The organism is Vibrio sp. QJM3NY_35 (genome assembly GCF_057785915.1).
On the sequence record NZ_CM173507.1, the window covers coordinates 2,800,293 to 2,826,816 of the forward strand.

A 26,524-nucleotide genomic window follows, 5' to 3' on the forward strand; every position below is an offset into this window, starting at 1 on the left:
AAGTGAAGAACTCTTGCCCAGTACTTTGATTGAAGTGCTGGGCTTTTTTATCGCGATTCTTGCAACGATTAGTATCGCGTTATATCTCTTTAAAAAGCCAATACGCCTTTGGTATCCACTTTTACGTTGACCGGCATACCAACTTCAAGCGCTTCTGACGAGGTTGCTAATAACTTCTGACCATGCGCTTCGATTACATAACGACAGTGATCGCCCATAAACTGCTGTTCTAGCACTGAAATAGCGCTGTCTTGCTCATAACTTGCTTGGATCTGCTGCGGTCTTAGTAACAACGAACATTCCGATCCCACTTCAATCTGAGTTTGTGCTTTCGCTTCTATCAGGCCTAAGCTTGTTTCAAATTCATTTCCTGAAATACGCTGCGCATTGAGATAGCTACCGCCGCCCAAAAAGTCTGCAACGAACTTACTCGAAGGGTGGAAATACAACTCAGAGGCCGAACCATATTGTTCAATCACACCATGGTTCATTACTGCCATCTTATCTGCAAACGCGAACGCTTCTTCGCGGCTGTGAGTTACGAAAATAGCTGTCACACCCTGCTTCTTAAAGATCTTACGAATTTGAGAAATCAGCTCATGACGAACCTGAGTATCGATGTTCGAGAACGGTTCATCCAATAGCAGTAAATCAGGCTTGTATGCCAAAGATCGGGCAATCGCAACACGCTGCTGTTGACCACCAGAAAGTTGATGCGGGTATCGGTCACCATACTCATCTAAGTGAACCAACTCTAACATCTCTTGAACTTTCTCTTTCTTTTTCTGCTCTGAGAGTTCTTTTAGTCCAAAGCCAACGTTCTGGTTGACCGTCAGGTGCGGGAACAGAGCGTAGTCTTGGAAAATCATACCGATATTTCGTTGCTCCGGTGGCAACCAATTATCACCATCATCGATGGTTTGACAGTTCAAACTCATTACGCCGCTACTCAATGGAAGCAGGCCAGCAATCGCCTTAAGTAAGGTGGTTTTTCCGCAGCCACTTGCACCAAGAAGACAAACAATTTCACCATGCTCAACTTCTAACGAGAGCGCTTCCAAGATGGTTTGCGACTCATATTTACAAGTCAGATCTTTAATTGATAATGCACAACTCATTAGTGTTTCTGCTCCAAGGAACGGTTTACGATGATCAGAGGAATTAAACCTACTAACACCAGTAATACAGCAGGCATCGCCGCCAATTCGAGGTGCTCATCTGAGGCATAGTTATAAACATAGGTCGCTAATGTTTCGAAGTTGAAAGGACGCAGCAGCAATGCCGCATTTAGCTCTTTCATTGATTCGATAAACACCAATAAACCAGCGATCAGCGCGCCGCGTTTAATCAAAGGTAAATGAACACGACGTAACATCTGGTTGGTATTGCAACCCATGGTTTTAGAAGCCATATCCAATGAAGGAGATACTTTACTCAAGCTACTTTCAATACTGCCAATCGCCACCGCAGAAAAACGCACCACCATGGCAAAGATAAGCGCAAACATAGAGCCAGAGAAAATCAGCCCCGGACGTCCCCACTCCATCACTTTAGCAATATCATTAACTAAATGATCCATGAACAGCACAGGCACCATCACACCAATCGCCAACACTGTGCCTGGAACAGCATAGCCCATCGAAGCAATACGCATGTAAGCCTGATTTTTCTTACTCGGGCTAACGCGTTGGTTAAAGTTAACAATCATCGCGATAATCACGCCAATAATCGCAGCAACTACCGAAACGTAAAGGCTGTTGATGGCATATTCTCTGAATTCAGGGGTCCAGCTTTGAGCAAAATATTTGTAGGCGTAAATAATGAGCTGGCCAAGAGGGAATAAGAACGCAACGCAAACTAATCCCCAACACCAGAATAGTGCCAGCCATTTTTTCCAACCAGAAAGGTCGTAACGAAAATCTTCGCGGCTGCTGAACTGATTCTGGAATAGCTTCTGCTTACGGCGACTGTATCGCTCTGAGCTCAACAGTAGGATCACGATAACCAGCATAATTGCCGAGATTTTCGCTGCTGCCGTTAAGCTTGAGTAGCCTAGCCAAGTATCATAAACCGCAGTCGTTAAAGTGTTTACTGCAAAGTAACTCACGGTACCAAAGTCACCGATGGTTTCCATAGCAACAAGCGATAAACCGACCGCCATTGATGGACGAACAAGTGGTAAGGAGATACGACGGAAGCTTTCCCAAGGTGAGCATTTTAGCAAACGAGCGGATTGCAATAAGGAGACGTTTTGCTCCATAAATGCCGCGCGGCACAGCAAATAAACATAAGGATAGAGAACGAGAGATAGAACAATAATAGCGCCAGATAAGGTTCTAATATCCGGGAACCAATACTCACCGGGTCCCCACCCAGTAAGATCTCGCAGTAGAACCTGAACAGGGCCAGCAAAGTCGAACCAATCAGTAAAGATATAGCCAACGATATAGCCTGGCATGGCTAGTGGCAGGACGAGTGCCCACTGTAAAACACGCTCTCCCGGAACACGGCACATTGCCATAACCCAAGCCGACGGAATACCAAAAACTAAAGACAGGAACATGGTTCCTATGACTAAAACCACCGTATTGTAGGCATAGGTAGGCATCACTGTGGACATCAGATGAGAAAATAGCTCATCTGTTTCTCCAACAGCCGTCGTAAAAATCGCTAAGATCGGTAAGACCAGTAATACAGCAATAATGCCGCTACTGGTGTTCCATAAATAATTCTTTTCTTTCATCGCCTAACTACAACGAGGCTTAATGAAACACAAATGCATTTGCAAATACATCTCATATCCTTTTAATGGTGGGGTTATTTATACCCATATACTCTAATGACTTCAAGGTGAGATGCTAATAACTCAAGGGATCAACGGGGTGCTTTGTATCAAAAAGTGATTTTCCAATAACAAACAACCCCAAGTAGCCAAAATGGCGACTTGAGGTTGTCATTTTACTTAGGCCGAAGCCTACCGTAATAAATTATAGATCGAACTTAACTTCGTCCAATAGCTTGATTGCAGCCGCGTGGTGGTTTGCAATTTCATCTAGAGAAACAGTATCCGCTTTGAACTCACCCCATGAAGCAACAAGCTCAGAAGGTTTAACGTCTGCTTTCACTGGGTATTCGTAGTTCACTTCTGCGTACATGCTTTGTGCTGTGTTACCAGATAGGAATTCCATTAGCTTAACGGCATTCTCTTCATTTGGAGAGTATTTAGCCATTGCCATACCAGAGATGTTTACGTGAGTACCTGTAGTCTCTTGGTTAGGGAAGTTAATGTAAACAGAGTCAGCCCAAGCTTTTTGCTCTTTATCATTAACCATCTTACCTAGGTAGTAGCTGTTACCAAGAGCAACATCACATAGACCTTCTTTAATCGCTTTAACTTGCGCGCGGTCGTTACCTTGAGGCTTACGTGCTAGGTTTGCTTTTACGCCTTCTAGCCATTCTTTCGTTTCAGCTTCACCTTTGTGAGCAATCATCGAAGATACTAGAGAAACATTGTATGGGTGCTTACCGCTACGAGTACAGATTTTGCCTTTAAATTCAGGCTTAGTTAGATCTTCGTAAGTGAACTCTTCACCTAGACGACCAACACGGTCACGTGAAGAATAAACGCTACGTGTACGAGTTGTTAGAGCAAACCACTCATTATCTGTATCTTGGTATTGAGCAGGGATGTTCTTTTCAAGTACATCGCTCTCTACAGATTGAACTAGACCTTGTTTAGTTAATTCAGATAGACGGCTGATATCTACAGTTAAGACAACGTCAGCTGGGCTGTATTCACCCTCTTGAGCTAACTTCTCTGCTAAACCTTTTTTAGCAAACTTAACGTTTACTTTAATACCAGTCTCTTTTGTGAACTCTTTGAACATTGGCTCAACAAGGAAAGGTTGACGGTAAGAGTATACGTTTATTTCTTCCGCAGCCATTGCTGTCGGGGCAATTACACCACACGCTAGAGCTGAAAGTGTTAGCAGTTTCTTCATTGTAAAATCCTTTATATCGAAATGATAATGTCTATCAGTTGCGTTATTATATTCATCATTAACATAATTACAATGACGACCAACAAAAAATCCGTCTACTCAGACCATTCAAACTCTCACTTTTGTAACAAACCATTTCAACTTTGTGTCTTGTCATTCCCCTTAAACAATGAGCCTAACTTCAACGTTCGTGTTTATATATTGTGCAACCGTAAATACAACAAAGCCCCGCAACAAGAGTTGCGGGGCTTTCTTTGTCTAACCTAACCCATTCAGATTAGGCGACGACTGTTGATTATTTTACTGATACAAACTCAGGGTAAGCGCCGACACCACAATCGTGCATGTCCATACCTTCAAGTTCTTCATCTTCCGTTACTCGGATACCGATTGTTGCTTTAAGCACTGCCCATACTGCTAGGCTAGCACCGAATACCCATGCAAAGATGACCGCTGCACCCATTAGCTGAGCACCAAACGTTGCATCAGCATTGCTTAGTGGCACAGCCATTAGACCGAAGAAACCACATACACCGTGTACAGAGATAGCACCTACTGGATCATCAATCTTAGCTTTGTCTAGAGCGATGATGCTGAATACAACCAATGCACCAGATACCGAACCAATCGCTACAGCAAATAGAGGTGATGGTGATAGAGGGTCTGCAGTGATTGCTACTAGGCCAGCTAACGCGCCGTTAAGAATCATTGTTAGGTCTGCTTTACCCCAAGTTGTTTTACATACTAGTAATGCTGCGATTGCACCCGCTGCTGCTGCTGCGTTGGTGTTGAGGAAGATTTGACCAACTGCTGTCGCGTTCTCAAAATCCGAAACCATTAGTTGAGAACCGCCGTTGAAACCGAACCAACCGAACCAAAGGATAAATGTACCTAGCGTTGCAAGTGGCATGTTTGAACCAGGAATCGGGTAGATTTCACCGTTCTTACCGTATTTACCTTTACGAGCACCGAGTAGCAGAACACCAGCTAACGCTGCTGCTGCACCAGCCATGTGTACGATACCTGAACCTGCGAAGTCACTGAAACCCGCTTCTGATAGGAAACCACCGCCCCAAGTCCAGTAACCTTCAACAGGGTAAATGAACGCTGTTAGTACTACAGAGAAGATTAGGAATGACCAAAGCTTCATACGCTCAGCAACCGCACCAGATACTACAGACATTGCTGTTGCAACGAATACTACCTGGAAGAAGAAGTCTGATTCTAGTGAGTGGTCTGCGCCTTCACCTTGTGTACCAATTAGAGTACCAAATGATGGCAACCAACCGCCTTCACCGTTGTCGACATACATGATGTTGTAACCAACCACTAAGAAAGCTGTACAAGCAATTGCGTACAAACAGATGTTCTTAGTTAAAATTTCTGTGGTGTTCTTTGAACGAACTAGGCCAGCTTCTAACATCGCGAAGCCTGCTGCCATCCACATTACCAACGCACCTGAAATGAGGAAGAAAAAAGTGTCTAGTGCGTAACGTAGTTCCGTTACTGTTGTTGTAAGTTCCATATTAAAGTCTCCAGTCCTTGTAATTCTTTAAAGTGCTTCAGCATCCATTTCACCAGTACGAATTCGTACGGCTTGGCTTAGGTCATACACAAAAATTTTGCCGTCGCCGATTTTTCCGGTGTGTGCCGCTTGGCTAATCGCTTCAACAACTCGGTCAACATTCTCAGCTTGGGTAGCAATCTCTAGCTTAACTTTTGGTAGGAAATCCACTTGGTACTCTGCACCACGATACAATTCAGTGTGTCCCTTCTGACGACCAAAGCCTTTCACTTCAGAAACAGTCATACCTTCAATACCCACATCAGAGAGCGCTTCGCGTACATCGTCTAATTTGAATGGCTTAACAATGGCATTTATTAATTTCATATTCGTTCCTTAAATTCTTACTTAATCCGTTAATTCTCTTATTACAATCCAAGTAGCGTGCCAAAAAGTTAAATTATTGATTTTAAACAACATTAATATAATAAGGTCGTAATAACGAAAAAGGCCGCACCAATATGGTGCGGCCTTTTCACTATCTTAATGCGTTGCACTATTGTTGCTCCAGTTTTGGGCAACGGAGCCTGCAAAGCTCTGAGTGACTAACAAATAGGTATTAGCGACTAGTAACCTAAAAAATCCATCCAGCGTTCGATGAGCAGTTCGAAATCGTCGATTCCACAGCTTGCTTGGCTTTCACAGTTATAGAAGTCGAACTCACTGCCCTCTTCCATCTCTTGCTCATGCGCTAACACGTTTTCTTGAATCGTTACTTCGTCTTCATTAATCGCAAGGCTAATCTCTTTGCCAAGCAACGTCACTTCATTGCTCAAGTCCTGTCGAGATTGCTCAATCAACGCCATCACATGATCTAATTTTTGCTTATCTTTACCGATCTCTTCTTGAAGCCAACGGCCAACAATCTCATGGCCCATGCTGCATTTCACATAGTATTCACCCATTAGAGTGTTTCTAGTAAATTCGAATTCCATAAGACTCCAAAGCTCTAATAAAAAGAGGCTCAATAAAAGGGTTGTGGCAAAAATGAGGCGAGAGTATATAGCGAAGTCATCAAGAGATCGAGTCGCTCGTCGTCCAGTATTCGGACATAAAAAAACGCCTACCGAAGTAGACGTTCTATCATTTGGGTTCCTCTAAATAGTTGGAGTTGCAGTTAGGCGACAAGTTCGTTCATCCCTATGAGCATAGAAGCTCTATGTGATTAGGGCGGCCGGCGCTCCGGTGAACGTACGCAGTCAACAACGCTGCAGCTACAAATATAACGAGGAACTAAGCTGGTTCTTGGAAGATAACCGTGTCTGCTTTTTCCGTGTACTGACCCATTTTATGGAAGTTCAGGTAACGGTATGTATCAGCAGCCGTTGCATTAATCTTCTCAGCGTACTCTAAGTACTCTTCTTTCGTTGGGATGCGACCTAGAATCGCGCCAACAGCAGAAAGCTCAGCAGAAGCCAGATAAACGTTCGCGCCATTACCTAAGCGGTTCGGGAAGTTACGCGTTGACGTCGACATAACCGTCGAAGCATCAGCAACACGAGCTTGGTTACCCATACATAGTGAACAGCCAGGAGTTTCGATACGTACCCCAGCACGACCGAAGATGCCGTAGTAGCCTTCTTCTGTCAGTTGGTCTTTATCCATCTTCGTTGGCGGAGCCACCCATAGGCGAGTATTTAGCGAGCCGTTAAACTCTTCTAGCATCTTACCTGCAGCACGGAAGTGACCGATGTTCGTCATACAAGAACCGATGAACACTTCTTGAATCTCAGTACCTTGAACGTCCGAAAGAAGACGAGCATCATCTGGATCATTTGGTGCACATAGGATTGGTTGATCGATGTCAGCAAGATCAATCTCAATAACATGCGCGTATTCCGCATCTGAATCAGCAGATAGCAACTCAGGGTTCGCTAACCACTCTTCCATTGCTGTGATACGACGCTCAATCGTACGAACATCACCGTAACCTTCAGCAATCATCCACTTAAGCATAACGATATTCGAGTTCAGGTACTCATCGATAGACTCTTGAGATAGCTTAACCGTACAACCTGCAGCAGAACGCTCAGCAGATGCATCAGAAAGCTCAAATGCTTGCTCAACAGATAAGTGCTCAACACCTTCAATTTCTAGTACACGACCAGAGAATTCGTTAATCTTACCGGCTTTCTCTACCGTTAGTAGACCTTGCTTGATACCGTAAAGAGGAATTGCATGTACTAGGTCACGTAGCGTGATACCCGGCTGCATTTCACCTTTAAAGCGAACCAAGATAGATTCAGGCATATCAAGAGGCATAACGCCAGTTGCCGCAGCAAATGCTACTAAGCCAGATCCCGCAGGGAATGAAATACCTAGAGGGAAACGAGTATGCGAGTCACCACCTGTACCTACAGTATCAGGAAGAAGCATACGGTTTAGCCATGAGTGAATAACGCCATCACCCGGACGAAGTGAAACACCCGCACGGTTCATGATGAAATCAGGTAGCGTATGGTGAGTGTTTACATCGACTGGTTTAGGGTATGCCGATGTGTGACAGAAAGACTGCATTACAAGGTCTGCAGAGAAACCAAGACACGCCAGATCTTTAAGCTCATCGCGAGTCATAGGACCGGTCGTATCTTGAGAACCGACTGTCGTCATTTTAGGTTCACAGTACTGACCAGCACGCACACCTTCAACGCCGCATGCTTTACCAACCATCTTCTGAGCTAGCGTGTAGCCTTTATCAGATGCAGATGGGTCGATTGGTTTAGCAAACAGATCCGTTTCTTCTAGACCTAGAGCGTCACGAGCACGACCCGTTAGACCACGACCGATGATCAGTGGAATACGGCCACCAGCACGCACTTCATCAAGAAGTACTTTGCTTAGCTCAAAGTTTGAAATCACAGAACCGTTCTTGTGAACAACACCTTCGTACGGGTAGATATCAATGATATCGCCCATGTTCATATCTTGTACGTTCAGTTCAATGGGTAGTGCGCCTGAATCTTCCATTGTGTTGTAGAAGATTGGTGCAATTTTACCACCAAGACAAACACCGCCAGTACGCTTATTTGGTACGAATGGGATATCTTCACCCATAAACCAAAGTACTGAGTTTGTTGCCGATTTACGTGAAGAACCTGTACCAACAACATCACCAACGTAAGCCAGTGGAATGCCATCTTTTTGCATTTCTTCAATTTGTTTGATTGGACCAACGCTACCCTGTTCATCTGGAGTAATGCCATCACGTTCCATCTTCAGCATCGCTTTCGCGTGTACTGGGATGTCAGGACGTGACCATGCATCAGGCGCTGGAGATAGGTCATCGGTGTTCGTTTCACCGGTAACTTTAAATACTTTAACGGTGATCTTTTCCGCTACTTTGTTTTTCGCTGTAAACCATTCAGCATCAGCCCAAGATTGAAGCACTTGTTGTGCAGATGCATTGCCAGCTTTCGCTTTCTCTTCTACGTCATAGAACGCATCGAACATCAGTAGAGTATGAGATAGAGCTTTAACAGCGATTGGAGCAAGCTCAGCATCGTCTAGTAGAGATACTAGAGATTCGATGTTGTAGCCGCCTTGCATGGTACCAAGCAATTCTGCAGCTTTTGCTTTGCTTACTAGTGGAGAAGCTACTTCACCTTTAGTGATAGCCGTAAGGAAGCCAGCTTTTACGTAAGCGGCTTCATCTACACCCGGTGGAATGCGATTTTCTAGTAGGTCAAGAATGATTTCTTCTTCACCTTGAGGTGGATTCTTCAGAAGTTCAACTAGGCCAGCTACCTGCTCAGCATCTAGTGGTTTTGGAACAACTCCTTCGGCAGCACGTTCTTCGACGTGTTTACGGTAGGCTTCAAGCACGACTTTTTTCCTCTCATTGCGGTTCACTTCTTCCCTTCATAATTGTTAGTAAAATAAAGAAGTGAACATCCTTGGAAACTTGGCTCTCCATTGCCATTTTTGTCATTCAATTTGTATTGATGAGCGGCGTCATAGAGGCCAAACTGTGGGCGGTAGAATAGCAAATTTAACGTTAAATTAAAATCTTATCATTTTGACCAACATAGCAAGTTAAGACGAAAGTCCCACTATTTTTGCCTAATTACGCACTTAAATGGCGACTCTGCGCATGATTATTTGTAGGACGTACCTACAATCAGATACACCGAATCGAAATTATCTTCGGTTCGGCCATAAGCTAAAATGATCGGCCCGATTGGTGAATCGACACCTGCGAAAACAGAACCCGCGGTGTACATTGGCGCTTCATCAATACTCAAATCATTGTTCGACCAAACACCACCATGCTCAATGGATGCACCCACGTAGAATGGTGATTCAAAGAGGCCGAAGTCATTTTCAAACCACTTATAACGATAAATAAGGCTGGTGTACGCCAAGTTCTGACCAATCATACTGTTCCTTGGAATACCTGATAGGTTTAAGAAGCCACCAAGCTCTTTGGGATCAATAGGGAAAATCGAATTTTTGCTCTCTGCAATACCGTAATCGAGCTTTGCGACTAAAGTATGCTTCTCGATACTCTTTGCTGCCATTAAATTAGCCGAAAACTCATAAACCGTATCGCTCTCAGACGTCAACTCTGTTTCGTTAATCGAGCTATCATTCTGAAAGTCATCATGAGAAACAAGGTATTCTAAATCAACAAAATAACCTTCAGCTGGCAAGCTGAAGTTATCCAAAGTATCCAATCGATAATTGATAAATCCACCAATACGCGTGTAACCACCATTACCTAACGAAGGTAAAGAAGCCACCTCAACATCCCCATCAGTATAACGAACACCAAACTTCAGCTCTTGCCATAAGGTAGGTTGATAGCCTAACGCTAATTCACCGACATACTCGCTATAGGTCATTGGAAAGTAGTCTTTCGTTACGTCCAGTGTCGGCTCTTCAATATCGTCAATATCTACCGGTAGATTTCTGTTTTCCTTGCTATAAACAACCGATGCAGAAGTGAACAATTTTTGACTCGAAAAGAATGGCGAGTAGAGTTCGGCCTCAATTCGTTTATCCGTACCCATCTCGATATTGGTTCTTAACTCTGCACCGTGCGAGTTGATATCGGTAAAGTTGGCGGAGACACCGATCGAGTACTGGCTAGTAGTAGAGAAATCATCTTCAAGAAAGAAACGAAAGTTGAGGTAGTTTGGCCCCCAAGACTTTTCATCCACATTCACCGTAAGTTGCTCTTCACCGTCAACATTATCAAACTCATAAGTGACCAACTCAAATCTATCCAGTGCATAGAGGTCTTGCACTTTAGATTCAATTTCACTGGTCTTTAAGATCTTACCGGAATCTAGGTTTAAACGGTTTTCGATCAGCTTATCGGAATAGTGGGTATTGTTATTGATAACAACTCGGTCAACGACGGTCTTATCGCCGTGCTTCAGCTGTCTGCGTGCTTTTTGTTTGTCCTCGATATAATGCTGATAGTCTGCGTTAGAGAGTGACAGCTTAGAAAGCTCAGAGCTATTCTGAATCGCTGCGTCATAACCGGCTTGGTAGGCACCCGGCATTTTATCGAATTCTGTCGTCTCCATTTGCCCAACATCAGGGCGTAGGAAAACATCATCATCGGTCAGTGTTTCAGCTTGCTCCTGAGTGCTGCGTTGAACCAGATAATTAGAAAGTTGGTCAGCTGCCGCTAGAAAATTCGTGAAGTCTTCTTTGCCTTTGTAATTGGTACTGATATCCACCGCAATGACAATGTCCGCTCCCATCGCTCTGGCAACGTCGACTGGCATATTATTGGTGACACCACCATCAACCAGCATTCGACCATCTAGCGAATAAGGGGGAAGCGCACCGGGTACCGACATACTGGCCATCATGGCATCGACAAGGTGACCATGATCGATGACCACTTCTTCAAGTTCGATAATGTCAGTTGCGACTGAACGGTAGGGAATAGCAAGATGGTCAAAAGAGTCGAGCGGAGAGAGGTTACCTGTGGTCTCACGTAGAATACGCAACATATTCTGACCTTGAACCACCCCTTTCCTTGCTTTGATTTCGCCCCAACCTAAGCCGAGATCGGTGTTCAGTTGGTAGCGGTCTTCATATTCTTTGTCACGTACACGGCGATCACTACGGTTAACGCGATCACGATAACCGCGATTCCAATCGACCGTATAAATAAAGCTCTCGATCTCGTCTGCGCTCATCCCTGTCGCATAAAGACCACCAACGTATGAGCCCATACTGGTACCGGTAATATAATCAACCGGGATTTGCATCTCTTCTAGAGCTTTAAGCACACCAATGTGAGCTGCACCTTTTGCCCCACCACCAGCAAGAACGACAGCAACGGTTGGTCTTTTATGAGCTTGTTCAGCCTGCTGAGATTGATCAACCTGTGTCTCGGTGGATGCAAACAGCTGAAAACTGATCACAGTACCGACAATGCCTAAGCCACTCACTAACCAACGAGAAATCATTATTTTAACTGTCCTTGTCATTCTTTCTTGTTACGACTTTACCACTGAAAAAGCTTCTTTAGCCACTGTTTTGGTTGACTTTCACAACCCTTTTTAATGTTCCCATCCTCATCCCAAACTGGCAGTTTGACTGCGCCATCACAATCAAACTCTAAAGCCCCTTGAGAAGTTCGAGTAAAGTTAGCGGTAGCAATTCCTGTCGGCCAAGGCAGCAATAACTGCTCGGGTGTTCTCTGTTTGAGATAATCGGCATAAACACGTAACGCACCACTCGAACCAGTAAGCTTAGTCGGCTTATTATCATCACGCCCTAGCCAAATGGTCGTCACTTCACGGCCATCTACGCCCACGAACCAACTGTCTCGGCTGTCATTACTAGTGCCCGTTTTACCAGCTAATCCTGCCCATGCAAACTGACCTTGTAGGAAACGACCCGTACCTTCAGATACGCCACGTTTCATTGCATAGGTTGTTAACCAAGCGGCTTGCTGGTCGACGCTTTGTGATACACGAGGAATCGACTGATACAAAACCTCACCATCGTTATCAACAACTGAGCGAAGCGCAGACAAAGGTGCGATACGACCAGAGTTGGTAATGGTTTGGTACATCTGCGCTACTTGGAACGGAGTCAGTGAGAACGAACCCAAAAACATCGACGGCACTGGGCGAATCTCATTTTTATCGACACCCAGCTTTTCAATCGTATCCGAGACACTATCAATGCCTAACTGCATGCCCAAACGAACGGTAGGTACGTTGTAAGACTTAGAAAGCGCCACATACAAGGGCACATCTCCGCGGAACTTACGATCGAAGTTTCTTGGGCTCCATACGCTGCCTTTACTGCCTTTCAAGCTCAGTGGCGTGTCCTTCAGTGTTGTCGCCAATGTGTATTTTTGGGGTTGTTCTAAGGCGGTTAAGTAGATTGCAGGCTTAACCAAAGAACCAATAGGACGACTCGCATTCAAGGCACGGTTAAAACCATCGTAGCCAGTACGTTTACCACCGACCATAGCTCGGATTTCACCGGTATTTCTATCCACGGCAATAGCTGCAGCTTCCAGTTTGTTACCTGCGGTTTTCGATAAATCAGGCACCTTACGTGCAATCGACTTCTCTAACTTGTCTTGGGAAACCGGATCCAAAGAGGTAAAAACTCGAATGCCTTTTTTCGCTTCAAATCGATCGCCGACATACTTCTTAAGCTCAATATTGACTTGCTGGAAGTAAGCGGGCTGACGGCTAGCAATACGTGGGTTGTCTTGAATATCCAAATCACGACTCGCCGCCTCTTCGTATTGTCGCGGAGTTAAGATGTCTTGTTGCATCAATAAACGAAGAACCAAATCGCGTCGAGTCTTAGCACGCTCAGGATAACGAACCGGATTGTAATACGAAGGTCCCTTTACCATACCGACAAGCAGTGCTAGCTGATCAATACGGAGCTCTTGAATAGGTTGACCGAAGTACAAGCGAGACGCCAAACCGAAACCATGAATCGCTTGCCCGCCATTTTGCCCAAGGTAAACCTCGTTTAAGTAAGCCTCTAGAATACGATCTTTGCTGTAACGATGGTCTAAGATAAGCGCAATGTAGGCTTCACGAACCTTACGCCACAATGTACGTTCACTGGACAAGAACAGGTTCTTCGCCAACTGCTGAGTCAGCGTACTACCACCTTGTACCGTGCGCCCGGCTTTAACATTCACCACCATCGCACGAGCGATCGCCAATGGCGAAACCCCATCATGTTGATAGAAATTTCTGTCTTCGGTCGCCAGTAGCGCATCAACCATCACTTCTGGGAATTGGTTACGTTTTAAGAACAGTCGTTGTTCGTCGTTGCTTTTCTCAAGCATGCCCAGCATTTTCGGCTCAACACGCAAATACCCCATGTCGCCTTTCTTCTCTAACGACTGAATTCGAGTTAACTCGTTACCGTTGAAATGCAGCATCACATGACGATCCGCTTCGGGTCCATCGACAAACTCGAACGGACGACGAATCATTTCAATCTTGGTTGAAGAAGAGGAGTATTCGCCCGGGTGACGAGGCGCGTTCACCTTACGATAATTAAGTACATCGAGCTCATTCTTAACCTGAACCAAACTCACTGGAGTTCCAGGAGACAGGTCTAGTACTCGCGCATAAACCACGGTTGGCAAATCAAACAGCTGACCTTCAAAACGCTGCTTGACCACAGAATCAAGATAAATACCGACAAACAACAGCAATGCCGCGAGCGCTATGCCCGCTTTCCAAGAAATACCCCACAGGATCTTCAACCAACCTCTTTGACCTGACTTCTTAGCCTTAGGTTTGGTCTTTTTCGCAGCCGCTCTTGGTTTTCTTGGCTTGGCTTTGGTCGCGAGTGACTTCTTTGTTGGCGCTTTTTTAGGTGGTGCCTTTTTTGGCGTTAACATTTTGGTCATCATCGATTCAACTGTCGTTTGGTTTTAGTGGTTGCTACATGGTTAGCAGGGTCATCCGGCCAAGGATGATTTGTAACATGAAAATGTATAGGCATTGACAACCCTCCAAAACCCTTAATTTCTTATAAAAATACAAAAATACCGCCAACTTAGATTGACAAATAGTTACTGGAAAACCATTGACTATCTTACTCGTTACATTGACAGTAAAAGTCACTTAGATTGACAACTATACGTCAAACAAACAATCGTTACTGCCGTCGATGCCAATCATCAATATATAAAGTTGAGTAGTTTACGTGGCTATGGTCATTTGGACAAACAGCCCAAGGTAAAACCAAGTAAACTACCTTTTTTCCACATAATTTAGTTTTTCTAACACCTGAACGAAAACAAAAACAGGGTGTTACCTAATTTAAGCAAAGGTGGATAAGTCCCGTATTTCCAATCGGTTTATGATGTATTGGGGGTGTTCAACGAGGTAAGCTTCAGCTATACACTAGCAACCAATACCTACGCACTAGTTGAACAGACCAGTCGCAAGTTCAGCATTGCCCCTTCCCTACTTAGAGTTCTTGCTCTCCACTAAACAAGCACGATCATATTGACCAACATTTTCTAATGTAAGATGGTGATATATTATTGGTTTTATTTAGATTCTTGGGTAGCGTTTTATGAAAAGGAAAGAACAGTTAAAAGTGCTAGCAGCTAATTGCGGTACTACGTCACATTGCCCTTACTGTAACTACGAGCTAGAGAAAGTATCTAAACGTAAAGCAAAGTGTAAATCTTGTAAGAAGCCCATTTACCCAAGAAAAGAGCCATTGTCTAGTGATCAACGCCTCTATCGTGAGGGCGATTTGTTTCTGTTGGAAGAACTGAAAGCGCTAGCCGATGGATGGTGGCATGAATGGTATGAAGCTAATAAGGGCGTATTAAATTCACGTAAAAATTTAGCAAAAGAATGGAATGTTGATGAAGTCTATGTGCCAATTGCAGATGCTAGATGGAGAGAGTCTCATACTAACCTAGCTGAAGCGACCGAAAAGCAAGATTGGGATCTAGTCTATTCGGTCTATGAGTCTATGCTTAGGCAAGTACAAAGAGAAAAAAGCCAAGATAAAACACCTTTGGAAGAGTTGGTAGCTGGGCTTTTGGTCACTGGCTATGGGCGTGAGCGATCTATTAACGGTTACTTATTGGAGCATAGAATCGGCAGACCGCAATACATGTTGATTGACCAGCTAACTACTGAGCCAAGCGAAGTTTATGAATTGGTTAAAGGCACCAATACAGCAAAGACCTATTGTACATTGTTGAATGTGTCATTAGATACGGTGATTAACCGTTACAAAGATGAACTCAAAGAAGATGATGAGATAAGAGATAGCTTAGAACAAAAAGGAACTCCTTCAAGTGCTACAAACATCGCATCCACTTTTAATGTTGTGGAGACGCCACCTAAGGAGTCCAAGAAAAACAATACCGCCTCAAAGCTACCAATATTGCTTCTCATACTGGCAGTAATAATCGTGCTTTTTATGAACACATAACTGCCCCATTGTTTGCTAACCCAAGATTTAGGACACGCTTCTTTTGCCATTAATTGACCTACTTTCACTAATAGCGGACTATGTACTTAGTTTAGTATGGAGTGTTATAACTCTCGGGAGAAATTTACAACAGTGAAGAAATATGACGGCTATATTTGGTTGAGTTCTGGTTTTTCTGCGGCATCTTTCGCCTACTTTATGGCTATTTTGAGCGGGAATGTTGATGTTTCCAAATCGTTTCTTCTTGAATTATCGACGTTTTCCTTTGCCATTAGCCTAAGTTTGAATAGTGTTATTGCTTTTATCGCATTCAATAACAAATTAGCAGGTAAAGGTACTGCGTTGGATTCTGAATATGTCGGCGTTCAACGGTTTCATACGTGGAGCCTTCTATCTTTTATCGTTGCAGTCTTAGCTTTAGTTGCAAACTTTTCATTTTTGGCGGCTCTAGCTATGTTTGCGGCAGCATTTTATGTTACCTATCAATATTCAATTGAAGAAGCTGGTATCCGTGAAAATTTTGGGGACTCCTTGAGAAAGTTATAACAAGGCTTTATAAAACAAGAGGTAATATGCAGATAAATTTGGAATATATGTCAAAGTTGTGTTCTGTTTTTCTTGAATCCGACACAGCAATGGTGGGGCTAGAAGAGTTTGATTTGGCTGGTATCGAAGTTGGTTCGCCAATGCTGGATGACAGTTTTTTGTTTCATATTCAACTCATGCTAGACAGTTATCTCATAAGTGACGTCAACGGAGACAATTTAGGTTTAGCCACAATTGGTATCTTGCTCAATGGTGACGGCAGTTATCGTTCACAAAACAAGAAGTTCCGCCTTACTCAAAAGGGTCATGACTTTTCTAAATCGCTAACTAATAAAGAGATACTTAATAAGCTATCGACAGAGCTTAAGGATGCACCGTTCAGGTCAATTTTTGACGGTGGGCAGAAACTATTAGAGCACTACGCAAAGAAAAAATTAGATCAGTTGCTAGCAGCGGAATAGCTGTATAACAAAAGGTTATTATGTAAATAGGTTAGTTTCTAGCGCACTCTTTATCTGTAAGATTTCAAGATACTTTTCTAATCTGACACAAGTTATTTAGAAACGATTTCTGTCCAGAGGTTTGCTGACGGGGCATGAAACACGAAAATGCCGCCGAAACCTCTTAGAGCTAACACTCTTAACATTTGTACGATTAACTCTTTACCTTAATTATTCTAGTACCTTAGATATGAAATAAGATGCTTTCAATGCACCTATGACTCAATGAATGATAAGGTTTGAAACTTACATCCTCTAATCTCAAACCTTATTAAGATGAAGAAAAAGAAGGAAAAGATGTGACAGAGCAAAAATGGGTTCTTGATTTGGATTACATGCACAATTTAGCTGTGGATATTAAAGCTAGCCATTCTGAAAAATTTATCAGGGATGGCATAAATTACGCACTCAAATTTTATGACATAATTAACTTTAGCTTTAACTACGAGAGGCCATTCGTTAGAGCAAGGGTTGCTGAAAGTGGTCAAGGGTTTAACAGCACATCAGAAATTTACTACCCTCCGCGACATTTAACTAGTGTCGGTCGTATCAATGAAAAAGGTAACCCATTCCTATATTTAAGCCTCACCACTGACGTTGCGTTAGCTGAAATTGGAGCCAAAGAAGGGGATGTAGTTCAGATTAGTTTTTTCGAACCGAAGGATAAGCCTGTACGTGTTGGAATCATTGGTGAAAAGTACAAAGCCTCAAGAGGTGGCGGGAGTTTTTTACCTAAGGGAACCACTCAAATTCTAGATAATCTTGTGAAAAAGTTAGAAAAAGAAGATCGAAAAAAAGCAATGGCATATTTGTATCCTGACATGTTTTTTGATGAGATAATAACCAACCCTCAAGCCTCACAAGATGACTACATCCACTCCCGAACATTAGCAAGATTGATGTTTGAGAAGCAAAGATCACTAGATGGCATTATGTACCATAGTGTTGCTAGCTATAGTGGGCTAAACATTGCACTTCCATGTGATAAAGCTGATTGCCTGCTTGGTCTTGCGTATACCACTCTTATCAAAGTCAAAAAAGCATACTCCTACGGTCTATTCGACGTTGAGTTATTGAAAAAGCCCAAGAATATCCTTCAAGATGGAACTATCATTTGGTGACTTTAAAAAATTCGTACTGTTTAAAGAGTACCTGTGCTCCATTTTTATCCGGAATTGAGTTAAGCAGTGTATCCGAAACTATGTAACAGTACCTATTTTAGTAAAACTTGTAACAAACTTCTGTCCAGAAGAAACTTTGGCGGCACAAAGAGCAGTCTGTACGGACTAGGTCACGCTTCACCATCAAAGGTGTCAGATCCTGTATGAGTCAGTACACATTATCGAAGCAATTGAGCCTTAAGTAGTTCCCTAATTTGTTGAATGCCGCTAGCCCCTCCTAACATGACATTTATAGGCATAGCTCCACCTAGGCGACTGTTAGACCGCAACACCCAGTCATAGCGAACAGGGTGGTCTGGATACAACAGTTTCAACATGGCATGAATCTGTAATAACGCTATGTTTACCGACTTGTCTTCATCAATAATGCCCAGCAAAATAGATTGCTCTGTGCTGTCTAGCCCCCAGAGGCTAAACAACCGTAACACCATTTTTTTTATGTCAGCCATTCTCCTAGCCTCCATTAATCAGTAAGTGCACTACAACCCTGCATGTAACTGTGGTTCGCATGATTGCGCTTAATCTTCTTTATTAATTTTCGCCTCTAGGATTTTCCGTATCTGAAATAGCTCCTGATAGCCTACATCCCCACAAAAGCCAGCCATCTCACTTTGTACGAGATGCAATAGGATTTCTACCTGAGCATTTGTAAGTTGCATCTCCTCTCCTTGTGTTGTCATAGCTATCATTCCTTTTTATGGCGTGGTTGTGTGGTCAATTTTGCTAGCGTTAAAATATCTGCCTTTAATACTTGATTTTCCGATCATCATTAAACCATATTTCATCCGATAATCACGAGGTATATCACTACGACTTACCGTTATCCCTAGACAATCCTCACAAACAACTCTCCAGCGACTCAATACGACATTGTCCTGTGACGCAATGATGGTCATTAGAAACTCCGCTCTATCTCCCTGTAAACGCACGTCATCGATACGAAATTCATGAAGGGCATTTTCATCGAGAAGTGCAATCTCATTTGTTAGATCTTTCATTGTCACCTCTAATTTTACGTGGCGTCAATACTATGCCTAATAGTGTCCCAACAGCTCACCATGGCGAACCCAGCGTTAGTATATGCTCTGCTAAGCGTTTTACCCTTGTTGGGTCTTCTGTTAGATATGCTAATGGCGTCATGCCGTTAAATGGCGCATTGTGGTTCCGCTTACCCATAAAATCATCTTGATTTATCGGGTTACTAAACGCTACCAACAATGCCTCTCGAATGTAGTCAATATCGGACTGTTCGACTACTGCTGTAATTCGAAGAACCTGCTCATCCGTTGCACCCCATTTCGCCAATTGCCTCACTCTCTCCATTTTTATCTCCTCATATTTTCCTATGTAGAAAAAAAATAGCCCTTAATTTGTTCAAGCTTTCCTATATGGGAAAGTAAATTGGTTCTCCGTTCTCCAAGGCTACGTAGTAACCACCGTTCTGATAAACACCAATAATATACCCACTGGCAGGTATTTCATGCCATGTGCCAACCCCATCCACATCTGGCGACCACGCCACTATGCCAACGAGCTTTACCCGTCTTCGGTTAATGGATAGCCCAGCATCCATGGAGCCAAAATAGGGCGCGTAGTGTAACTCACCATCCCGCAGTAAGGCTGGTATACAATCACCTGTTACAGCAGGTCTCCCAATAATACCTAATGGCGTCAGGGTTATTAGCCGATAGTTGTGTCTGTAACGAATTGAGGTCATTGAACACGCAACAAATTACTTCTATTATACTGTATAAATATACAGTATATATTGAGGATTTGCATGATGAATTTTGAGATGATGTTGGCTGCCAAGGCGCAGGCTTTAGGGGTTTCTAGTGAGCAGATTCTGTGGGTTATAGCTCAGCGGGTTGTTAGTGGGGACATAGAGCCTGATGACGATCAGCTAGGTGTTCTGTTAGCTCTGACAAAAGAGGACTTAACCAATGATTGAAGTCGGATGGCCGTAATAAATCAAAAACCTCTCTAGCTTGATAGCATAGAGAGGTTTCGTATCGGCTGAGCCATTTAAGGCGTCGCTAAGGATGGAAGCCGTTCCATTTATCCCGCCATCCAAGTAATACTATGTCTGATATGAAGAACTCCCTCAGGTGGTGCTAACACTTGAAGGCGACCCTACTACCATGTCAAAAATACACTTTTAGGCATTTCACCCAAATTCCACCTGAATCGTTTTATGTCCATTTTTCTTCAAATTATCTTTCGAAACGAAACATAATTTGTAATCGAGAAACAGCATCCCCTTGTTGGTTTTACGTGCAACTCTATAGGGTTCAACGTAAATCTGCGATGGAAGAACCGTTTTATGCAATAAAAAAACCTATTTAACATAATGGGCATAATGACCACCAAAAATTGAAAGGTCGAGACGAACTTTTCCGGCAAATCAGGGCAGATTACTTTACTGACGAAAATCCAAGATATTGCTACTTCCCTTCTTTAGTTCAGCGACTTCTTTCTCAAGCTCTTTTAGCCTTCTCACCAGCACTAACTCTCTCCCTAAGGCGTCAAACAGTAAGCTTTCAGCAGTTGATTGTAATGATTTTGCGTTATCCGTTTTAGCCTTCTCCCTTCTAACCGCTTCGCTCTTGGATAACGTTTCACTGGGTGCGGCAGACTTATACGCATTTATTAAAGATATCAAAGGCTGATGTGCAGCCCTACTGCCTTTTAAGTAGCCTGAATCGAACCCTGCCTCCTGACTGACTATTGAAGCGGTCACGTTCTCTTGAGCTATTCCTTTAAACCTCTCAACCCTAGCCTCGCCACGTTTGATTCGCTCAAAGGCTTCCTTACACAACTCAATTCCTTTGCTAGCCATATCTACCTACCGCTGTATACGTTGTTCTAAATATCTCAATGATGCATCCAACTCCTGTTTTAGCATCAGATACTCACCTGAATCTCTATCGTATTTTTCCATCTCTTTTTCTAACGACTTTATCTGCTCGCGGACATTACCTTCCTTGATAACAGCACAGTCAGAATAGAAGCAATCTGAGAACTCACCAAGTATTGCACAGTCACAACCTCCGACTTTGGTACAGCCTCCAAGTAACGTTCTACGGTACGCAATTTCGCCATTTTCAACTTTTTTGAGGGTGTCGTTCCGAACAAGCCTTATGTCGACCTCGCCACTCTTGATTTTTTCCTTACTCTTCTCAATATACCCCCCTGTTTTTCCAAAGAGTACATCCTCAGAATCTATTGTGTCAGCCATCAATAAATCGACCTGACTAATAGGGGCAGCTACTTGAAACTCAAAAGCTACATGCCCTTCAGGAAGCTTGTATTCTTGAGTTTCTGGGTCGTAATAGCCAAATATAGACTTAATGCGTTCAAAGCTTTTAGCATAATACTTGGTCATATCTCGGGTTAGATGCTTATACTGTTTTCTTAATGTATTGATCCGTACATGACCACTACTAGCAGCATAAAAGGCAAGGGAGCGACGACATTGATGCGTCCTCAGCGGCCAAAGTTGACCTATTTGGTATTCGGGCTTAGTGGAATAGTCAATAAGCGGGTTACTGTCGCACAGATATCGATAATCTTCTTCTGTTATTGTTAATCCTATCCTTTCAGTAAGTCGCTGTACGCGCTTTGAACCCTCTGTTGTCTCAGCTACGGCTCCTTTTCTTCTTGTAATTAAAGATGGATTTGCAAAGAGAGGCAGTTCATCAAAGTCACAATCATAAAGACTTAGGAGGCTTTTATTTATAGTCTCCAGAACCTCTACAGCCTCGACTACTTCTTGTGTTGCTATCCATGCTGAGTCTTGCTTATAGCCAGTGAACTTTGTGGTGGTTGACTTCAGTCGGATAATATTCACTGAGCGACCCTTTTTGGTGACTTGACTCTTTTTATCTACATATTCGGGTGAGACAACTTCTTTTTTTATGCAGTCATTCAATGTCCTAAGTAGTTCATCCTTTCTCATACCTGTAAAAAAATGAATAGCCAGCCTCATCTCAGTGTATATATCATGAATAACTCTTACAAATTGATGCTTATTTTCGGCATTGTAATAGACTACAATTAAATCAAATAACCCATGCCTTTCAATAATATCATCATATATATCAGGCCATCTATCTTCATTTTTCTTGCCATATAACCTTTTAAGCCTAGAATGTGTATAACCAGAGTGTTCAGGCACCATATCAAGAACAGCAGCAGCTAAACTATCCTTTCTCGAATGTAATAACTTAACCCTATTAACAAAAAAATTTATATGTTCGACATACAATCGCTCAGGTATTATCGGGGTTTGTTCTATTTCGTTCTTACTCGGTGAAAGGACTGGCGTGTCAGAAATTACTATGTCGATTAGAGTCTTCGACTTATTTCGAAGCCTATTTAATAACGCAGGCCATACTTTACAGAACTTCTTACCGCCCTGAGTATCAGTAAAAGCTTGATGATACACATAATTGCCAACTAGCTCTTTAATCGTCAAACATTTAATTAATGGATTAGACGTCTGAGACAAACAAAAATAGCATGCTTGTCGAAGAGCATAGAAATAACCCATTAATGTTGATATTTGCAATGTACCGAACTTACCCGCAGGAACATGATACATTAAATAGAACATAATTTGCTTCACTTCATCAATTAAAACCAGAGAGAGTTCTCCGTGTTCTTCATTAACAATCCCTTCGAAGCACATAATGGCACGGGTCGAGGGAGATGTGCGATATGGTACAAAATCCCAAGTCATAGAACCATATATTGCAGTAGGCTCACCGTTACTGTTCCGGCACAAAACAAATTCATCTTGTGGTATAAACTTTTCAATTAAGGTGAACCTATCTGGCTCTACGTTTTGCATAGGTTCATTGATGAACAATGTGTTTATGTATTCCATTAATTTATCACTCCTAATGACTCATAGCGCTGCATTCTGTACTCCCAAAAGTCCGTGATGTTGCCCAACTCCATAACGTCATACTCAACTTCTTTTATGAGCGAAGATAGTTTTTTGCTGAGAGATGACATCTCAACAATTAAATATTTCACTCTCAGACTCAAATCATTAAGCAAGTCTTCAGAACGCGTAAAGTTAGGTGCATTTTCCATAACTTCCTCAATTACGAAAAGTAGACTAAACAACTTTCTTAGATCTTCCTCATCCGCATGAACACAGTAATGCTTGCAGTAAAGACACCCATACTGAGTCTTACAATTGGGTTCAATTATCGGAGTGCCCAAAGCCTCTGGCTTGCTAAAGTCATCGCAATGTCCTGTAGGCAACGGAGTGTCATTATCTCTCTGATACTCTTTAATTTGTTTGACTGGGATTATTTTTGCGGCGGCCTTCGCTGCCTCAAAAAAATCCGTGAATTCTTGTTGTTGTTTTTCTGGCCTTGTTACTGCGTAGTGTTTTAAGTTAGTTTCAACTTTATGATTCAGAAGATTGGCGCTGGTATCTATGTGCACTCTTAGCTGACTTAAAATGTCAGACTTATACTTTCTTACATCTCTTGGTGATATGTTCTTAATATCACTTCTAACATATCTCCCCTTAATCTTACGCATGTACTTATATAAAAATGAATCCTTTAACTGAGAATACCCACCTGTGTACTTCCCATTATGCTCCATTCTGAAAAACAAATACTTACACTGCTTACCATCTAGTATCCACTTTCGCAACCTCAAGTAATCTTGCATTATTTTCATTCCATCTTTACCGAGGACATATAAGATAGGAATATTCTTAGCTCTTGATTTAATTACCTTGTAATTATTATTTAGAATATCTCTATAGGCTGATTCAACGTCAGATAGTGTTAGCTTCCGGATCTCACTCTCATAACTACCAGTCATAAGAGAGAATATTTTTATAAACGCCATCTGAGACAATGAAGCACAGATAAGCCTCATTTCATGTCTACTATTAGAATTAACCTCGTCCATGTTACTCTGAGATGATTTAATCAATTTATTAGCTGTATGAGTTTTTACTTCAACTCCATCTTTAGCACAAAGTCGCTTAACTTCCTCAGCAGTATTAAAACAACCATCTTCATAGTTAAATACTCTATTTCTACTATCAGAAAATGGCGTAACAATAAAATCTCTCTTTGTTTGAAATAGAAATGAGCTATAGCTATCCATCTTAATTAAGAAAGGAAACTCTTTCTCATTAACAACAAGATCCATTAATTGGTATGCTAAGTTCAAACTAACATTGACTATCTGTTTCACATCTGAACGACTACAAGAATCTTCCTCAGGCTTCACATATTTAAGAACTGGCACTGAAGAAACAATTTTTATTGATGACTCTTTATCAAAAACCAACCTTATCAAAGACCTAAACACCTCTTGAGTAGAAGATGCCCATCTGGTACTCGAATTTGCGTTTGGGTTTTTATTAAGATTGAAGAACTCAAAATATGACTTATACGCATCATCAACACTATCAAATGCGTTTGAGTAACCATGGTCATCAAGCCAGTTAATTACCAATTTTAAATCACGGCAATAGGAGAACACTGTTTGCTTCGAGTAGTTCTTCAAGGTAAGAGATTCAATGAACTTGTTAACAAGAAAGCATCTTGATTTAACCAATGACTTAGGCTCTACCTTGAGAATCCCGTCTTTATTTGCTGAATTAACGACTCGTTCCCTATTGGAGTAACAGAGGGAGCCTATATCAAGACCACGTTTTCTTAACCCTCTAATTACACATAAATCAGGTCTGGCGTAGTCCCCATCCAACTCATTGTATTCAGTGAAGAACACATCCCTCTTTATCATTGACGACATCATGAACCAACAACTTCTAAGTCAAAATCATCGAACAGGATACTTTCGTACTCATTCTGGGCCGCACGACGATAGTCTATGCTCATAAATAACTTTAGATAATCCTCAGTTGTTTCTCTGTTGGCATGATGCATTCTTCGTTGAACCATTGAAATCTCATCACCAACTTGTATTACGCCTTCTGCTACTAAAGGCATCAAGGAATAATAATACTTCAATGCAAATGTGGCTCTTAGCCAGTGGAAAACAAAGTCAGAAGGAAACTCATCCGGTGTTAAAGCCAATATCTTTTTAGCTACTTCATTTGCCTTCTTACCCTCCGGTTTTGACTTTACTTTACGATATCGGGGGTCATCTTTAGCCATGTAGTGGCATTCACCTTTATCGCTTATGAACAGGTACATATCTTCGTCATTAAGAATATGCCCGTTTTTTTCGATAAACTTTCTACGCCTCCTCGCAGCAAGAGGAGAGCGCGCATAGATCACAATCTGTTCGGCGAGAGCTTTAGGTATATATAGGTCTTGCGGCTTGTTGAATTTGGTATCGATACCATTTCCAACCCCCGCATTTAATAGGTAGGTGTTATCTTTTCTAAGGTACTTTTCCTTGAACCTTTCTAGATGCTTCATTCTGATAGTCAGAATGGTTTGCTTTCTTGCTCCGGTATACATGCCCACATAGGACATAAGGCGTTCATCCTGCCTAAAGTTATCGGATTGAAGCACCTTTAGAAGCATTTCTTGCTCATTTTTATTGAGAGGTCTGAGAGGTTCACCCTCATCGTTTACATACCCTTCAGTCAAAGGAGTTGCTTGATTTGGCGTCGTCACGGTTTGGCTGCGGCGAACATACTTGTGTGCTGTTGTTATCCCTCTTGAATCCGGCCTGTAGTAAGTTCCGTCTGCTGTCTTGTCTACTCGTTCGAGGTCAACCCCATATATACCCTGTTCAGCTAGGTATTTATAGAAATCATATACAGCTTTTGTGTGCTGATTAAGGTTGTCCCCTGACATTCTTCCTTCGTCTTTTTCATCACAGAGATACTTGTAATACTTGTGGGTCGGACGCTGGACTAAGCGTCTCTGAGATAGATCAAGATAATCCAAGTCACTCTGTTCGCAGAACAACTTGTATTCAATCAAGATTGATGCGATGCGCCTAATGTCATCTGTACGTTTGTGTGACGTTGATTTTCGCCCGTAGCTCTCGGCTCTATCTGTAACCAGACTCAATAAGAATAGGTTTGCCTCATGGAAAGGAGTCATATCTTCATGAAACAAAACGGGGAAATGATAAACCGTACCATCTGTGTTCATGACATCGTGTGGGTTATCAATGAAGTACGTTTCTTCTTCCACACGAATAGGATCGCTATTAGGACTTAACCTATCTAATGAAATATCAGCATCGGCATACTTAAATTCTTCAAGTAGTATTGTCCGCGCTCTTGCCTTCCGTTTTAGCTCCGACCTGTCCATGTCATTATCCATAATTTACGCACCTGAGTTAACATTAAAC

Annotated in this window: 22 protein-coding genes; 5 read left to right on the plus strand and 17 right to left on the minus strand. The window is 42.4% G+C overall.

Features of this window, described 5'->3' with window-relative positions:
• Positions 1–89 precede the first annotated feature (89 nt).
• The 9 genes from AC3CH3_RS12510 to mrcB form a co-directional block, all read right to left on the minus strand.
• Complete coding sequence (locus tag AC3CH3_RS12510) at positions 90–1,118, minus strand: ABC transporter ATP-binding protein (protein WP_019824376.1); 1,029 nt, start codon at positions 1,116–1,118, stop codon at positions 90–92.
• Positions 1,118–2,743 carry an ABC transporter permease gene (locus tag AC3CH3_RS12515; protein ID WP_488537264.1) on the minus strand — a complete coding sequence of 542 codons (1,626 nt, stop codon included), beginning with the start codon at positions 2,741–2,743 and terminating at the stop codon, positions 1,118–1,120. Before AC3CH3_RS12515 ends, AC3CH3_RS12510 begins: the two co-directional genes overlap by 1 nt.
• A gap of 244 nt (positions 2,744–2,987) precedes the next feature.
• Positions 2,988–4,001, minus strand: coding sequence for a Fe(3+) ABC transporter substrate-binding protein (locus tag AC3CH3_RS12520; RefSeq protein ID WP_488537265.1), 1,014 nt, complete (start codon positions 3,999–4,001; stop codon positions 2,988–2,990).
• Positions 4,002–4,296: 295 nt separating this feature from the next.
• Positions 4,297–5,526, minus strand: a complete 1,230-nt coding sequence (locus tag AC3CH3_RS12525; protein ID WP_017059420.1) for an ammonium transporter — start codon at positions 5,524–5,526, stop codon at positions 4,297–4,299.
• A 27-nt stretch (positions 5,527–5,553) separates the two neighbouring features.
• Complete coding sequence (glnK, locus tag AC3CH3_RS12530; protein WP_004738200.1) at positions 5,554–5,892, minus strand: P-II family nitrogen regulator; 339 nt, start codon at positions 5,890–5,892, stop codon at positions 5,554–5,556.
• Positions 5,893–6,131: 239 nt separating this feature from the next.
• Positions 6,132–6,500: a YacL family protein gene (locus AC3CH3_RS12535; RefSeq protein WP_019824378.1), complete on the minus strand. Its 369-nt coding sequence runs from the start codon at positions 6,498–6,500 to the stop codon at positions 6,132–6,134.
• 298 nt (positions 6,501–6,798) lie between these two features.
• Positions 6,799–9,387 (minus strand): bifunctional aconitate hydratase 2/2-methylisocitrate dehydratase, encoded by a 2,589-nt coding sequence (acnB, locus tag AC3CH3_RS12540; protein ID WP_029405579.1) that lies wholly within the window; start codon positions 9,385–9,387, stop codon positions 6,799–6,801.
• A 272-nt stretch (positions 9,388–9,659) separates the two neighbouring features.
• Entirely contained in the window at positions 9,660–11,993 is a 2,334-nt protein-coding gene (locus tag AC3CH3_RS12545; RefSeq protein WP_488537266.1) for a patatin-like phospholipase family protein, read from the minus strand.
• A gap of 38 nt (positions 11,994–12,031) precedes the next feature.
• Positions 12,032–14,431, minus strand: coding sequence for a penicillin-binding protein 1B (gene mrcB, locus AC3CH3_RS12550; RefSeq protein ID WP_488537267.1), 2,400 nt, complete (start codon positions 14,429–14,431; stop codon positions 12,032–12,034).
• Positions 14,432–15,102: 671 nt separating this feature from the next.
• On the opposite strand from mrcB, the gene AC3CH3_RS12555 reads away from it, so the two are divergent.
• The 4 genes from AC3CH3_RS12555 to AC3CH3_RS12570 all read left to right on the plus strand — a co-directional run bounded on the left by AC3CH3_RS12555 (position 15,103) and on the right by AC3CH3_RS12570 (position 18,148).
• Positions 15,103–15,981 carry a hypothetical protein gene (locus AC3CH3_RS12555; RefSeq protein ID WP_488537268.1) on the plus strand — a complete coding sequence of 293 codons (879 nt, stop codon included), beginning with the start codon at positions 15,103–15,105 and terminating at the stop codon, positions 15,979–15,981.
• Between the two features lie 132 nt (positions 15,982–16,113).
• The gene (locus AC3CH3_RS12560; protein WP_488537269.1) at positions 16,114–16,527 is read left to right on the plus strand and encodes a hypothetical protein; all 414 of its coding nucleotides are present in this window, start codon (positions 16,114–16,116) and stop codon (positions 16,525–16,527) included.
• Between the two features lie 26 nt (positions 16,528–16,553).
• A complete protein-coding gene (locus AC3CH3_RS12565) occupies positions 16,554–16,988 on the plus strand; it encodes a DUF2513 domain-containing protein (protein ID WP_488537270.1) in 435 nt (144 codons plus the stop codon).
• A 338-nt stretch (positions 16,989–17,326) separates the two neighbouring features.
• Entirely contained in the window at positions 17,327–18,148 is an 822-nt protein-coding gene (locus AC3CH3_RS12570; RefSeq protein WP_488537271.1) for an RES domain-containing protein, read from the plus strand.
• Positions 18,149–18,366: 218 nt separating this feature from the next.
• Here AC3CH3_RS12570 and AC3CH3_RS12575 read toward each other — a convergent pair whose 3' ends face one another.
• The 4 genes from AC3CH3_RS12575 to AC3CH3_RS12590 all read right to left on the minus strand — a co-directional run bounded on the left by AC3CH3_RS12575 (position 18,367) and on the right by AC3CH3_RS12590 (position 19,531).
• Positions 18,367–18,657, minus strand: coding sequence for a hypothetical protein (locus AC3CH3_RS12575; RefSeq protein ID WP_488537272.1), 291 nt, complete (start codon positions 18,655–18,657; stop codon positions 18,367–18,369).
• Between the two features lie 69 nt (positions 18,658–18,726).
• Entirely contained in the window at positions 18,727–18,888 is a 162-nt protein-coding gene (locus AC3CH3_RS12580; RefSeq protein WP_488537273.1) for a hypothetical protein, read from the minus strand.
• Between the two features lie 15 nt (positions 18,889–18,903).
• Positions 18,904–19,206 carry a hypothetical protein gene (locus AC3CH3_RS12585; protein ID WP_488537274.1) on the minus strand — a complete coding sequence of 101 codons (303 nt, stop codon included), beginning with the start codon at positions 19,204–19,206 and terminating at the stop codon, positions 18,904–18,906.
• A 55-nt stretch (positions 19,207–19,261) separates the two neighbouring features.
• Positions 19,262–19,531 (minus strand): hypothetical protein, encoded by a 270-nt coding sequence (locus tag AC3CH3_RS12590; RefSeq protein ID WP_488537275.1) that lies wholly within the window; start codon positions 19,529–19,531, stop codon positions 19,262–19,264.
• Positions 19,532–19,988: 457 nt separating this feature from the next.
• On the opposite strand from AC3CH3_RS12590, the gene AC3CH3_RS12595 reads away from it, so the two are divergent.
• Positions 19,989–20,159: a hypothetical protein gene (locus AC3CH3_RS12595; protein WP_488537276.1), complete on the plus strand. Its 171-nt coding sequence runs from the start codon at positions 19,989–19,991 to the stop codon at positions 20,157–20,159.
• Between the two features lie 468 nt (positions 20,160–20,627).
• On the opposite strand, the gene AC3CH3_RS12600 is transcribed toward AC3CH3_RS12595, so the two are convergent.
• From AC3CH3_RS12600 to AC3CH3_RS12615, 4 genes are read right to left on the minus strand one after another with little or no spacing between them, the layout of a single operon-like run.
• Entirely contained in the window at positions 20,628–21,047 is a 420-nt protein-coding gene (locus AC3CH3_RS12600) for a hypothetical protein (protein WP_488537277.1), read from the minus strand.
• 6 nt (positions 21,048–21,053) lie between these two features.
• The gene (locus AC3CH3_RS12605; protein WP_488537278.1) at positions 21,054–23,096 is read right to left on the minus strand and encodes a hypothetical protein; all 2,043 of its coding nucleotides are present in this window, start codon (positions 23,094–23,096) and stop codon (positions 21,054–21,056) included.
• On the minus strand, positions 23,096–25,006 hold the full coding sequence (locus tag AC3CH3_RS12610) for a site-specific integrase (protein ID WP_488537279.1): 1,911 nt from the start codon (positions 25,004–25,006) through the stop codon (positions 23,096–23,098). Before AC3CH3_RS12610 ends, AC3CH3_RS12605 begins: the two co-directional genes overlap by 1 nt.
• A complete protein-coding gene (locus tag AC3CH3_RS12615) occupies positions 25,003–26,496 on the minus strand; it encodes a site-specific integrase (RefSeq protein ID WP_488537280.1) in 1,494 nt (497 codons plus the stop codon). The genes AC3CH3_RS12610 and AC3CH3_RS12615 overlap by 4 nt, the downstream gene beginning before the upstream one ends.
• Positions 26,497–26,524: the final 28 nt, after the last annotated feature.

What these genes read in the sequence shown, in the direction of transcription:
- AC3CH3_RS12600 (WP_488537277.1), bottom strand. Translation starts at nt 21,047, where the DNA reads ATGGCTAGCAAAGGAATTGAGTTGTGTAAGGAAGCCTTTGAGCGAATC.
- AC3CH3_RS12515 (WP_488537264.1), bottom strand. Translation starts at nt 2,743, where the DNA reads ATGAAAGAAAAGAATTATTTATGGAACACCAGTAGCGGCATTATTGCT.
- mrcB (WP_488537267.1), bottom strand. Translation starts at nt 14,431, where the DNA reads ATGATGACCAAAATGTTAACGCCAAAAAAGGCACCACCTAAAAAAGCG.
- AC3CH3_RS12555 (WP_488537268.1), top strand. Translation starts at nt 15,103, where the DNA reads ATGAAAAGGAAAGAACAGTTAAAAGTGCTAGCAGCTAATTGCGGTACT.
- AC3CH3_RS12545 (WP_488537266.1), bottom strand. Translation starts at nt 11,993, where the DNA reads ATGATTTCTCGTTGGTTAGTGAGTGGCTTAGGCATTGTCGGTACTGTG.
- AC3CH3_RS12590 (WP_488537275.1), bottom strand. Translation starts at nt 19,531, where the DNA reads ATGGAGAGAGTGAGGCAATTGGCGAAATGGGGTGCAACGGATGAGCAG.
- AC3CH3_RS12535 (WP_019824378.1), bottom strand. Translation starts at nt 6,500, where the DNA reads ATGGAATTCGAATTTACTAGAAACACTCTAATGGGTGAATACTATGTG.
- AC3CH3_RS12585 (WP_488537274.1), bottom strand. Translation starts at nt 19,206, where the DNA reads ATGAAAGATCTAACAAATGAGATTGCACTTCTCGATGAAAATGCCCTT.
- AC3CH3_RS12610 (WP_488537279.1), bottom strand. Translation starts at nt 25,006, where the DNA reads ATGATGTCGTCAATGATAAAGAGGGATGTGTTCTTCACTGAATACAAT.
- AC3CH3_RS12580 (WP_488537273.1), bottom strand. Translation starts at nt 18,888, where the DNA reads ATGACAACACAAGGAGAGGAGATGCAACTTACAAATGCTCAGGTAGAA.
- glnK (WP_004738200.1), bottom strand. Translation starts at nt 5,892, where the DNA reads ATGAAATTAATAAATGCCATTGTTAAGCCATTCAAATTAGACGATGTA.
- AC3CH3_RS12595 (WP_488537276.1), top strand. Translation starts at nt 19,989, where the DNA reads ATGATGAATTTTGAGATGATGTTGGCTGCCAAGGCGCAGGCTTTAGGG.
- AC3CH3_RS12605 (WP_488537278.1), bottom strand. Translation starts at nt 23,096, where the DNA reads ATGGAATACATAAACACATTGTTCATCAATGAACCTATGCAAAACGTA.
- AC3CH3_RS12615 (WP_488537280.1), bottom strand. Translation starts at nt 26,496, where the DNA reads ATGGATAATGACATGGACAGGTCGGAGCTAAAACGGAAGGCAAGAGCG.
- AC3CH3_RS12575 (WP_488537272.1), bottom strand. Translation starts at nt 18,657, where the DNA reads ATGGCTGACATAAAAAAAATGGTGTTACGGTTGTTTAGCCTCTGGGGG.
- AC3CH3_RS12565 (WP_488537270.1), top strand. Translation starts at nt 16,554, where the DNA reads ATGCAGATAAATTTGGAATATATGTCAAAGTTGTGTTCTGTTTTTCTT.
- AC3CH3_RS12520 (WP_488537265.1), bottom strand. Translation starts at nt 4,001, where the DNA reads ATGAAGAAACTGCTAACACTTTCAGCTCTAGCGTGTGGTGTAATTGCC.
- AC3CH3_RS12510 (WP_019824376.1), bottom strand. Translation starts at nt 1,118, where the DNA reads ATGAGTTGTGCATTATCAATTAAAGATCTGACTTGTAAATATGAGTCG.
- AC3CH3_RS12525 (WP_017059420.1), bottom strand. Translation starts at nt 5,526, where the DNA reads ATGGAACTTACAACAACAGTAACGGAACTACGTTACGCACTAGACACT.